Below are 10,938 nucleotides of genomic sequence, written 5' to 3'. Positions count from 1 at the left end.
AGCAAACAAATATGTCTTGGCTTGATGAGCGGATACGTCAGGCAGAAGCGCGAATTGCATCCGACAAAAAACAGCTGGATCGACTGGATGCCCAAGGGCTATATACCGGGCGGGCGTGCAGGGAACTGGCGGTTACTGCAAAATACCTTCACATCCTCAAAGTGCGCCGTCAAGTCCTGAAAGAGACCAGTTCCGCCGGCAGCTGACATCGATAAGCCGCGGTCGAACCGACCCGGCGCAACGATCCTTGCCGGGTCGGCGCTTGCTTGCGACTTCGCAGGGAAAGGCCGCTTCCGGCCATGGGCCGACGAGAGAATGAATGGGTGTGGTCCTCGCCACGACGCACGTCCTCATGCATCCCGCATATAATTGTCGGCCTAAAAACTGCCCGGTTCGACATGAAGCAAGCCTCTTCATGAGACTTTCAGCGGATTGGTTTTTAATATCCTGCCAATCATCGGCCAAAGCTCTCCCCCTGTGCTAAATGAACAAGAATTCGGAAACTACTGGAAGCGTCGGCGACCACCGGCCAGCGCCCGCTGGCGACTATGAAGCGACTGACTGGAAAATGCTGCACCACCTGAGTATGGGGTTGCTTCAGCGCGGCACGCTGCACGAAAAGCTCCGGCTTGTTCTCGATACCGTAGCAACGTTCCATGACACGTCAAAGGTCGTCATCTCCGTGCTGGACCCCGGCGCGGCGACGCTAAGGGTGAAGGCGAGTATCGGGCTGGGGGAGGCCGCTGTGGCAGACCTCTCAAGAATCCGGCCAGGTGAAGGTTGCTGCGGCTTGGCGTTTGCCGATCAGCGCCGGGTCATCATTACGGATTTCGATACGGCCGAGCAGTTCGCAGGCTTTCTCCCCTGGACAAAGCTCAATGGCATCGGGGCTGTTTATTCGACCCCTTTCAGCGATGCTGATCAGAATGTGATGGGTGTACTGACGGTGTATTTTGCTCAGCCGCATACGCCGAGCGCACGCGAAATGGAGCTGACCGACATGTGCGCCAGCATCGTGGCGCTGATACTTGATCGGGACCGCAGCGACGCTACCCTTCGTCGGGAACGTGATAGCCGGGACACGATCCTCGGCGGCATGGCGGAAGGCCTGTGCATCGTCAACCACGATTTCATCGTGATCGAAATGAACGCCGCGGCGATCCGGATCAACCAGCGGCCGCTGCACGAAATGCTCGGCAAGAGCCATTGGGAACTATGGCCGGACACTGCCGACTCCGAAGTTGGTCGTATGTATAGAAAAGCAATGGAAGAACGTGTGAGCTGCGTTCTCGAAAACCGCTGGGTGGACCCGCTTGGCAACGTTGGCTGGTATGAGCTGACGGCGCAGCCTGTCGCTGAAGGCCTGGCGCTCTACATTCGCGATATCACCAAAAGAAAAACAGTGGAAGAAGCGGTGCGGCAAAGCGAAATGCGCTACCGGATCCTGAGCGAGACTGTCTCGGACCTGGTGTGGCGCGCGAATGCGCAGGGAAAGCCCATCGAAGACACGTCCTCATGGCGACGCTATACGGGCGACATGTCGCCGGACCTGCGCTGGATCGACTCGGTGCATCCGGATGACTGCGAACGCGTTCAATCGGCGTGGAAAGGCTATCTGGCAGAGGGAAAGCCGGCGTCTGAAGTCTATCGTGCTCGTCGTCGCGACGGCCAGTATCGCTACCTTGAATCCCGCGCGGTGCCGTTGCATGACAGCGATGGAAACGTGGTCGAATGGATTGGTACCTGCACCGATGTCACCGATGAAGTACAAAAAGCGGAAAACATGCGCCTGGCCAACGAGCGCAAGGATCAGTTCCTGGCTGTCCTGAGTCATGAACTTCGCAATCCGATCAGTGCAACACGCATGGCTGCCAAGCTGCTGGAAAAGCCGCCCGTCCCCGAGCATCGGGTCACGCATCTGGCGCAAGTCATCAACCGTCAGGTAGGTCACATGTCCCGGCTGGTCGAAGACCTGGTCGATGTCTCCCGCGTATCCCTTGGATATGTCGTTCTGGATAAGCAGGCGTTCGACCTGCGCAGCGTCGTCCACGAAGCGGTGGAACAGGTGCGGCCGATGTTTACCGTGAAGCGCCACAGCCTGACAGAAATCCTGCCAGGGCAGGACTGCACGGTTTTTGTAGACCGTACGCGTATGGTGCAGGTCGTGGCCAATCTGCTGAGCAACGCCGCCCGCTATACGCCCGACCAAGGGAACATTTCGATCAGCATCGAGGTTGGGGTAGACGCTTTCACCGTGCGCGTTGCCGATAACGGCATTGGTTTTGAGCAGGAAAACGTGGCTGGCCTGTTCGATTTCTATGCGCAGGCTGAGCGCTCTTCCGATCGCAAGAACGGCGGCCTTGGTCTTGGCCTGGCCCTGGTCAAAAGTCTGATTGAGCTCCACGGCGGGAGCGTCGATGCATACAGCGATGGAAAGGACTTGGGAAGCTCCTTCGCTGTCACCCTGCCGGCAAGCCCGGCAGGCAGCCAAGGTTAGACACGCGAAGGTGTAGAAGGACACTTTCGCAGCGCCCGCTTGAGGGAAGTACGTAGTTCTGCGACGGTGTACGGCTTGGCAAGGGCAGGGCGCCAGTATGCTGCAGCCGTTCCGGTGCGATCATGCGGCCGCTCGTGGGCACCAGCGGTCATTCAACTCATCGCCTCTACGTCTGCTAAGGGGCGAGTCCCGCCCGCGCACCCCGTCGCCGGTCGGCCAAAGGTAGATCTTCAATCAATTTGGCCACCCGGCCGGCTTGGGGAGAAGGCTAGCCGTCCATCGTGCGCTTAAAATGGACGGGCAGTGGCCGGCTTCACATGCTGCCGTCGCTGCAGGAACCTGGCGGCTCTACGCAGCCGGGAGTGTATCCATCTGCCACCGTTTCCGATGATAGACCTGCGCAATATCGAGACCTTCTTCTGGGCATCCACGCTGGGCAGCTTCCGCGCCGCCGCGGAGAAGCTCAACACCACCCAGCCCACCATTTCGCAGCGCATCGCCGCACTGGAGCGCGACCTGGCAGTGTCGCTGTTCAAGCGCGGCGCCTATGGCGTGGAATTGACCGCCAAGGGCCAGGAAATGCTGTCCTACGCAGAACGCATGTTGCAGGTGCGGCGCGAGATGGTGCAGGCGGCGCGCGAACAGCAGGTGATGAGCGGCACCATGCGGATCGGAGTCGCCGAGACTATCGTGCAGACCTGGCTGCCATCGCTGATAGAACGCATCCATGGGCTTTATCCCGGGCTTGTGCTGGAAATCGAGGTCGACACCACGCAGGTGCTGCGCGCGCACCTGATGGAGCGCCAGATACACCTCGCCTTCCTGATCGGCCCGATTCTCGATTCGCGCACCGAGAACCTGCCGCTCTGCTCTTACCCCCTGGCTTGGGTCGCCAGCCCGCAGCTGTCCATCGGCCGTGAGCCGGTGCCACTGAAGGACGTGGCAGCGCGGCCCATCATTACTTATCCATCGACCAGCAGCCCCTACCTCACGGTGCGCGAAATGCTGGTACGCGCCGGCATCGAGGCGCCGCGCATGTATGGCAGCGCTTCGCTGTCGATGATCGTCAGGATGACGCTGGACTGCATAGGCGTGGCTGTGATCACGCCGGTCTTCCTCGACAAGGAACTGACTTCCGGTGCATTACGGCTGCTGAATGTGCAAGCAGATCCACTGCCCGAACTGTCGTTCACCGCTACCTGGATCTCGGGTCCCGAAAGCTATGCGGCCCGCGTCATCGCCCAGCTCGCGCAAAGCATCGCAGCGCCGGCACGAGCCGCTTCCACGCTAGGGGTATAAATTTTTCTTATGTATTGCATCCGAACACACAATTGGACGGCGATTTTCCTTGTGTGATTGAATCTGCAATATCGCGTCGGCAGCCAAGGTAAAAATTGCGTGATGATTGCGGCGGGGTCGTGCGTGACCCGCCGCATAGGTCCACAGGCAGGCGGTCGATGAATGTTTTGTCCACAAGGAGACTTCCAGATGAAAAAGCAGCTTGTCCTCGCCGCTGTTGGCGCCCTCGTAGCCTGCGCTGCTTCGGCCCAGGAATACCCGAAGACCAACCTCAAGGTGGTCGGCGGCCTGTCCAACCTGTCGCCTTATAACGATTACGAAAAGCCATTCTGGACCAAGACCATTCCCGAGCTGTCCAAGGGGCAGGTCACGGCCGACATCAAGGGGTTCAACGAGATGGGCCTCAAGGGCCCGGAGCTGCTGCGCCTGATGGGTTCCGGCGTCATCGAGTTCGGCACTGCGACGCTGTCCTACTTCGCCTCCGACAATCCGATCAATGAGGCGGTTGACCTGGCCGGCCTGGCGCCAGACGCCAAGACCGCACGCGCGATCGTCAATGCCTTCGAGCCGGTCTACGCAAAGTTGTATGGCCAGGGCGGTTCCAATGTGAAGCTGCTGGGCATCTCGACCTACCCTGCGCAAGTACTGTTCTGCAATGCGGACATCAAGGGCCTTGCCGATATCAAGGGCAAGAAGGTGCGTACCAGCAGCCGCACCCAGGCCGACTTCGTCGAAGCGCTCGGTGGTTCCAGCGTGACCATGGCATTCGGCGAAGTGGTGCCGGCAATGCAAAACAAGGTAGTGGACTGCGCCATCACCGGTTCGCTATCGGGCTACGCGGCGAAGTGGCATGAAGTAGCCACCCACCTTGTCGAACTGCCGGTTAACTGGAATCCCCAGATTCACGCGGTGAACCTCAAGGCCTGGGACAAGCTCAATCCGAAGGTGCGCACCCTGATCGAGACCAACTACAGCAAGATGATCGATGGCATCTGGGACGCCGCTGCGCGCCAGACCCAGGAAGGCTACGACTGCAACACCGGCGCGCCCGCCTGCACGAACCCGGTCAAGGGCAAGATGACCCTGGTGAAAACCAGCGACGCCGACCGTCAGCTGCTGAAGAAGATCACGCAGGAATCGGTGGTGCCCAAATGGGCCGCGCGCTGCAGCGCCCAGTGCGTCGCAAGCTTCAATGAAACGATAGGCAAGCAGCTCGGCATCACTGCCAGCAAGTAAGCCGTTCCGGAAAGCGGGCCGGCTGGCCCGCTCCGCTCCTTTTCCCTGTCAGGAAAGATGTCCTGTCCATGACGCAATCCTCTCGTTTTCCCCTATTGTCCGCGCTGTATCGCCGCGCGGAGGGCCTGTCGCGCGCCGCGGTGCTGCTGGGCGGTGCCATGACACTGGCCAGCGTGCTGCTGATCTGCTTCGACGTGCTGGCCCGGAAGTTCCTCGGCTTCACCACCGGCGGCGCCGATGAGGTGTCGGGTTATACGTTCGCCATCAGCACCACCTGGGCGCTGGCTTTCACGATACTGCAGCGGGCCAATGTACGGGTCGATGTTCTCTACCAGATGCTGCCGGTGCGCCTGTGCGGCGTGCTCGACTGGCTGTCGCTGGTGGCGATGGCAGTGTTCATCGGCAGCCTGACCTGGTATGGCTGGGACGTAATGGCCACTTCGTGGACCCAGCAGGCCAGGGCCAACACGCCGCTGGCAACGCCGCTTTGGCTGCCGCAGGGCCTGTGGGTCGCCGGTCTGATCTGGATGTGCGTGGTGCTGGCGTTGATGCTGGTGCGGGCGTCTGTGGCGCTGGTCACCGGCGACATCGAGGCAGTCAGGGAGCTGGCCGGCGTGCGTTCCGCCGTCGAGGAGGCCAGCGAGGAAGCCGCGGCCGGCGAACGCATCGTGGCGGGAGAACGGGCATGATTGCAACCACAATGATCCTGCTGCTGGTGCTGATCGGCTTAAGCATCCCGGTCGGCGCCGCGCTCGGCGTGCTGGGATTGATCCTGGACCCGCTGTTTTCCATGCTGCCGCTGGCGCGCGCGCTGGGCGAGGTGTCCTGGGGTACCAGCACCGAGTTTCTGCTGGTGGCCATACCGCTGTTCATCATGCTGGGCGAAGTGCTGCTGCGCGCCGGCTTTGCCGAGCGCATGTACAACGCGATGAGCATGTGGCTGGCCTGGCTGCCTGGCGGCCTGATGCATGCCAACATCGGCGCATCGACACTGTTCTCGGCCACCTCCGGCTCCAGCGTGGCGACCGCCGCGACCGTCGGCACGGTTGCCATTCCGCAGATCAGGCGCTATGGCTATAACGAGCCGCTGTTTTTGGGCAGCATCGCAGCCGGCGGCACCCTGGGCATACTGATACCCCCATCGATCAACCTGGTGATCTACGGCGTGCTGACCAACTCTTCCGTGCCCAAGCTTTATCTGGCGGGCATCATCCCCGGGTTCGCGCTGGCGTTGCTGTTCATGGTGACCATCGTCATTGCCTGCCTGCTTCGGCCGTCATGGGGCGGGCGCAAGGTCAGCGCCAGTTGGGCCGAACGCATCGCCAGCCTGGTACACCTGCTGCCGCCCATGGGCATCTTCCTGCTGGTAGTCGGCTCCATCTACGCCGGACTGGCGACGCCGACCGAAGCGGCTGCGCTGGGCGTGCTGGGCGCGCTGATCCTGGCAGCCATACATCGTCGCCTGACCTTTTCCATGCTGCGCGAAGTGCTGGAAGGCACCATGCGTTCGACCGCGATGATCATGCTGATCGTGATCGCCGCCGCCTTCCTCAATTTCGTGATGTCGGCCACCGGCCTCACTACCGCGCTGACGAATTCCATCACCGGGCTTGGGCTGTCGCCGGGCTGGATGCTGCTGGTCGTCATTGTCTTTTACCTGGTGCTCGGCTGCTTCATGGAAACGCTGTCGATGATGATCACGACCATACCCATCATCGCGCCCATCATGATCGCCCTCGGCTATGACCCGATCTGGCTGGGCATCGTCATCGTGATGCTGGTGGAAGCCGCGCTGATCACGCCCCCGGTCGGCATGAACCTGTTCGTCGTGCAAAGCCTGCGCAAGGCCGGCTCGATGAATGCCGTCATTATCGGCTCGCTGCCTTTTGTCACCAGCCTGTTCGTGCTGCTGGCGCTGATCAGCTTGTTCCCTGACCTCGCTCTATGGCTGCCGCGTGTATTCGGCAACTGAAGGCAGGCGCATTTTTTCACTTTATACAGGATGAATTCATGAACATTACTTTCCAGGTCGAACAGGATGGCGGCGTCCGCCAGATCGACGTATCGCTGCAGAACGTGGTGGTGGCCGGCTGGGCTGGACGCGACCTCGATGCGATCGAACACCACATTGAAGAACTGCTGGCACTGGGCGTGCCCCGGCCCAGCGCGGTGCCCCTGTATTACCGTGTCGGCGAGAATTTGCTTACCCAGGCGCCGCGAGTGCAGGTGGTAGGCCCTGACACCTCGGGCGAAGTCGAGACCTTTGTTTTCACATTCGAAGGCGAGCTGTATGTCAGCATCGCGTCCGACCATACCGACCGCAAGCTCGAAACTCATAGCGTTGCGCTGTCCAAGCAAATCTGCCCGAAGCCGGTCGCACGCGGCGCATGGCGTTTCGCCGATGTCGCCGACTATTGGGATGAACTGGTGATTCGATCGCACATCGAGGAAAACGGCAAGACCGTGCTTTACCAGGAAGGCACGCTGGCGACGCTGCGTCCGCCGCAGGAACTGATCGCCGGCTATGCGAACGGCGCGGCGCTGCCCGAAGGCACCGGCATGACATGCGGCACCGTCAACGCCATCGGCGGCATACGGCCGGCGGCATCGTTTTCGATGGAGCTGTTTGACCCGCGCCGCGGCCGCACGCTGTCGCACACCTATGCGCTGGACATCCTGGCGGAAGTTGCCTGAGCCTGTCCTTGCCATTTTATTACCGGAGAAGGAAGCCATCATGCCTACCATACGCGAACTTGCCGCCGACCTTGCGGCTGGCCGCAGCACCAGCGTAGAACTGGTCGAACAGGCCCTGGGCCGCATCCAGGCGCATCGCGGCGCCGGCGGCCATGCGTATATCAGCGTCGATGCCGACCGCGCGCTGGCGAGCGCCCGCGCCAGCGATGCTGCGCGCGCGGCCGGCTATGTGCCGTCGCCGCTGGCCGGACTGCCGGTGTCGATCAAGGACCTGTTTGATGTAAAGGGCGAAACGAGCGCTTCCGGCTCCCGGGTGCTGGCCGGCGCCGCGCCGGCGGCGAACGACGCGCCGGCGGTGTCCCGTCTGCGCGCCGCCGGCGCCGTGCTGCTGGGCCGTACCAACATGAGCGAGTTTGCTTTCTCAGGCCTCGGACTGAACCCGCATTACGGCACGCCGGCCAATCCCTTCGATGCCAAGCGCATCGCCGGCGGTTCCAGCGCGGGTGGCGCGGTGTCGGTCGCACTCGACATGGCGGTGGCGGCGCTCGGCACCGATACCGGTGGGTCGGTCCGGATCCCTTCGGCGTTTTGCGGCCTGACCGGCTTCAAGCCGACTGCGCGCAGGGTGCCGCTGGACGGGGCGGTGCCGCTATCGCGCTCGCTGGACTCGGTCGGTCCACTGGCGCGCTCGGTCGACTGCTGCGCGATACTGGATGCGGTGTTATCGGGCGAAGCGCTGGACACGGAGGCGCTGCCGCTGGCGGGCCTGCGTTTCGGCGTGACCAGCGACTATGTCGGCGCCGACCTGAGCCAGCCGGTGCGCGACAGCTTCGAGCGCGCATTGGCAATGCTGGCCGCAGCCGGCGCTGTCATCGATCGATTCGACTTTCCCGAACTGCTGGAGATTCCGCAAATTAATAGCCGCGGCGGCCTGGTTGCCGCCGAGGCGTATGCATGGCACCGGCAGCTGCTGGAAACGGGCGCGGCGCAATACGACCAGCGGGTTGCACAGCGCATACAGCGCGGCAAGCTCCAGGGCGCCGCTGACTATATCGACCTGCTGGATGCGCGGCGGCGGCTGCGTGCCGTCGCCAGCCGCCGCCTGCGCACGTTCGACGCCTGGCTCATGCCGACGGTCGCGGTTGAGGCGCCGTTGCTCGCGCCGCTGGAAAGTGACGATGACGCTTTTTTCGCAACCAATGCACTGGTGCTGCGCAATCCTACCGTGATCAATTTCCTCGATGGCTGTGCGCTGTCCCTGCCTTGCCATCGGGCAGGCGAGCCCGCGGTCGGGCTTGCAGTGTGTGGCCTGGCTGGCGACGACGCGAAAGTACTGCGGATAAGCCGCTCGGTGGAAGCCGCGCTGGCGGCATGCTGAAGCAGCCAGGACACGCCATGCGGCCATGCTGCTGATCCGGCTGCTGCTCGTACCGGCGCTGGTCGTGCTGATCACCCTGGCCGGCCGGCGCTGGGGGCCGGCGGTGGCTGGCTGGCTTACCGGGTTTCCGGTTGTCGCTGGCCCCATATTGCTGGTGGTCTCGCTGGAACAGGGTGCGCCCTTTGCCGCCGGTGCAGCGCTCTGGGCGCTGACCGGGGTGATGGCTAATGTGAGTTTCGGCGTCGCCTATTCGTGGGCCGCCACGCGCGCGCCGTGGTGGCTTTGCCTGTTCGTCGCGACCGTGGTCTTCAGTGTGACGGCGCTTGCCCTGACCAGTTATCCAATGACACCGCTGGCTGCGCTTGCCATTACGGTGGTCGGCCTGTGGCTGGCGCCGCGCGCCTTTCCCCATGTACCCATCGAGTTGCCGGGCAAGGCGCCGCCGCGCGGCGAACTTGCCGCACGCATGCTGGCCGGCACCGCCATGGTGCTGGCCGTGACTTACTTCGCCAAAGGCCTGGGCCCGCATCTGAGCGGCGTCGCCACTGCATACCCCGTAATGAGCCTGGTGCTGGCAGTCTTCTCGCATCGCTTCTCCGGCGCTGGGTTTGCGATCCACTTGCTGCGCGGGGTGGCCGGCGGCCTGTATGCGTTCGCGGCGTTCTGTTTTGCGGTATCCACGCTGTTGCCGCAGTTGGGTACCGCTTACTCCTTCCCTTTGGCGATGGCTGCCGCGCTGGTGGTGCAGGGCACGACCTTCTGGATCAGGTACAGGCGCGCCGCTGTCAGGTCGCGGACGGGCTGATGAACTCCATGCAGTATTTCGTTCACCGCAGGCCTTGCTTCTTGCTGGACCCAGTGGCCGGCGGGAAAATTCAGGCATTTCTGTTCTGCCTGCGGCGCACACCTTATGTCCGAGCGGGTCGCTCATCCCCACGTTATCGTGCGGGTAGCTATGTTGGATGAAGACCCTGGTTCCAAGCCAGTCATGCACATATGGCGTTCGCACGACGTATCCTGGTTGCAGGACGAAAGCAACCTTCCTTCTTATCCAGAATGGCAAGCCGGTCGATAGTGGTGTAACGCCCACCGCTGCGGCCAATGGAGCGACCGAAAAACGGTGCTTCTCCATACCTACGCGCTTGGCCTTCCAGCAGTGCTTCAAGGCTAGCGTTGAAGGTCAGATTCGAGTTGCATCCGGTCCTTCGGGTTGAGCAGCAGCCGGCCAAAACCAGCCTTCGCGCGGGGCAACGCAAAAGACTGCTCCGTGGCCGAAGGCAGGCATTTCTATAAGGGCTGGTCGTTGTTCCAAATATCGGCAGCAATGCGCCATTTGCCGTCGGTGCCTCGTCGCCACACCAACATATCTTTGCCTTGGATCTTTCTTTCTCCCAGCGTCACGACATAGCGGCTCATCTCGATGGCAGTATCGCCAAGCGTCTGCACTTCGATGGGTGTCTTTTCTATATGAGAGAGTCCCTGGTTGAAGCGGGCTTGCCAGAAAGATTGGATTCCTGCCCGGCCTGTCAGCATGGGGACGTTAAACGGCATGAGCCGGGCGTCTTCGGTATAGACCGTTGCAAGCGACGCCGCATCATGTTTGTTGAAGGCGTCCCGAAAGGCCGACATTCCCTGTTGCACTCCTACGTCTGAACGGTCCATCGACGCGCATCCCGACAGAGCAAGCAACGCTGCTGTTAGAGCGAATTTCGTGAGCATGGTAGGCCTCTCCGCAACACGGTAATTGGAAGCTGCTGTGGCATTGTTTCAAGAGATGGAGATAACGGTAGTCTCCCTTATTTCTGCTGCTCTGAGAAATCTCAACACCTCTCGT

At 61.9% G+C, this 10,938-nt stretch carries 11 protein-coding genes; 10 read left to right on the top strand and 1 reads right to left on the bottom strand.

Features of this window, described 5'->3' with window-relative positions:
• Nucleotides 1-11 precede the first annotated feature (11 nt).
• The 10 genes from ABC383_RS26385 (at nt 12) to ABC383_RS26340 (ending at nt 10,179) form a co-directional block, all read left to right on the top strand.
• On the top strand, nt 12-206 hold the full coding sequence (locus ABC383_RS26385) for a hypothetical protein (RefSeq protein WP_413018756.1): 195 nt from the start codon (nt 12-14) through the stop codon (nt 204-206).
• Nucleotides 207-484: 278 nt separating this feature from the next.
• Entirely contained in the window at nt 485-2,497 is a 2,013-nt protein-coding gene (locus tag ABC383_RS26380) for a sensor histidine kinase (protein ID WP_413018754.1), read from the top strand.
• 387 nt (nt 2,498-2,884) lie between these two features.
• On the top strand, nt 2,885-3,796 hold the full coding sequence (locus ABC383_RS26375) for a LysR family transcriptional regulator (RefSeq protein WP_413018752.1): 912 nt from the start codon (nt 2,885-2,887) through the stop codon (nt 3,794-3,796).
• A gap of 189 nt (nt 3,797-3,985) precedes the next feature.
• Entirely contained in the window at nt 3,986-5,032 is a 1,047-nt protein-coding gene (locus tag ABC383_RS26370) for a TRAP transporter substrate-binding protein (RefSeq protein WP_413018750.1), read from the top strand.
• Nucleotides 5,033-5,100: 68 nt separating this feature from the next.
• Complete coding sequence (locus ABC383_RS26365) at nt 5,101-5,721, top strand: TRAP transporter small permease subunit (RefSeq protein WP_413018748.1); 621 nt, start codon at nt 5,101-5,103, stop codon at nt 5,719-5,721.
• On the top strand, nt 5,718-7,004 hold the full coding sequence (locus tag ABC383_RS26360; RefSeq protein ID WP_413018747.1) for a TRAP transporter large permease: 1,287 nt from the start codon (nt 5,718-5,720) through the stop codon (nt 7,002-7,004). The genes ABC383_RS26365 and ABC383_RS26360 overlap by 4 nt, the downstream gene beginning before the upstream one ends.
• A 38-nt stretch (nt 7,005-7,042) precedes the next feature.
• Nucleotides 7,043-7,726, top strand: coding sequence for a DUF2848 domain-containing protein (locus tag ABC383_RS26355; protein ID WP_413018746.1), 684 nt, complete (start codon nt 7,043-7,045; stop codon nt 7,724-7,726).
• Nucleotides 7,727-7,766: 40 nt separating this feature from the next.
• Nucleotides 7,767-9,104 (top strand): amidase, encoded by a 1,338-nt coding sequence (locus tag ABC383_RS26350; protein ID WP_413018744.1) that lies wholly within the window; start codon nt 7,767-7,769, stop codon nt 9,102-9,104.
• A 25-nt stretch (nt 9,105-9,129) separates the two neighbouring features.
• Complete coding sequence (locus ABC383_RS26345; RefSeq protein WP_413018743.1) at nt 9,130-9,909, top strand: hypothetical protein; 780 nt, start codon at nt 9,130-9,132, stop codon at nt 9,907-9,909.
• A 15-nt stretch (nt 9,910-9,924) separates the two neighbouring features.
• Entirely contained in the window at nt 9,925-10,179 is a 255-nt protein-coding gene (locus tag ABC383_RS26340; protein WP_413019326.1) for a GFA family protein, read from the top strand.
• A gap of 212 nt (nt 10,180-10,391) precedes the next feature.
• On the opposite strand, the gene ABC383_RS26335 is transcribed toward ABC383_RS26340, so the two are convergent.
• On the bottom strand, nt 10,392-10,823 hold the full coding sequence (locus ABC383_RS26335) for a YybH family protein (protein WP_413018741.1): 432 nt from the start codon (nt 10,821-10,823) through the stop codon (nt 10,392-10,394).
• Nucleotides 10,824-10,938 lie beyond the last annotated feature (115 nt).

The organism is Noviherbaspirillum phoenicis, from assembly GCF_047237965.1.
In the GTDB taxonomy this organism is placed as follows: Bacteria; Pseudomonadota; Gammaproteobacteria; order Burkholderiales; family Burkholderiaceae_D; genus Noviherbaspirillum_A.
The sequence above is the reverse complement of the archived record's forward strand: the minus strand, read 5'-3'. Positions and strand labels throughout refer to the sequence as shown.

Coding starts and splice junctions, on each gene's coding strand:
- ABC383_RS26355 (WP_413018746.1), top strand. CDS start 7,043: ATGAACATTACTTTCCAGGTCGAACAGGATGGCGGCGTCCGCCAGATC.
- ABC383_RS26370 (WP_413018750.1), top strand. CDS start 3,986: ATGAAAAAGCAGCTTGTCCTCGCCGCTGTTGGCGCCCTCGTAGCCTGC.
- ABC383_RS26335 (WP_413018741.1), bottom strand. CDS start 10,823: ATGCTCACGAAATTCGCTCTAACAGCAGCGTTGCTTGCTCTGTCGGGA.
- ABC383_RS26385 (WP_413018756.1), top strand. CDS start 12: ATGTCTTGGCTTGATGAGCGGATACGTCAGGCAGAAGCGCGAATTGCA.
- ABC383_RS26350 (WP_413018744.1), top strand. CDS start 7,767: ATGCCTACCATACGCGAACTTGCCGCCGACCTTGCGGCTGGCCGCAGC.
- ABC383_RS26345 (WP_413018743.1), top strand. CDS start 9,130: ATGCTGCTGATCCGGCTGCTGCTCGTACCGGCGCTGGTCGTGCTGATC.
- ABC383_RS26360 (WP_413018747.1), top strand. CDS start 5,718: ATGATTGCAACCACAATGATCCTGCTGCTGGTGCTGATCGGCTTAAGC.
- ABC383_RS26380 (WP_413018754.1), top strand. CDS start 485: ATGAACAAGAATTCGGAAACTACTGGAAGCGTCGGCGACCACCGGCCA.
- ABC383_RS26375 (WP_413018752.1), top strand. CDS start 2,885: ATGATAGACCTGCGCAATATCGAGACCTTCTTCTGGGCATCCACGCTG.
- ABC383_RS26365 (WP_413018748.1), top strand. CDS start 5,101: ATGACGCAATCCTCTCGTTTTCCCCTATTGTCCGCGCTGTATCGCCGC.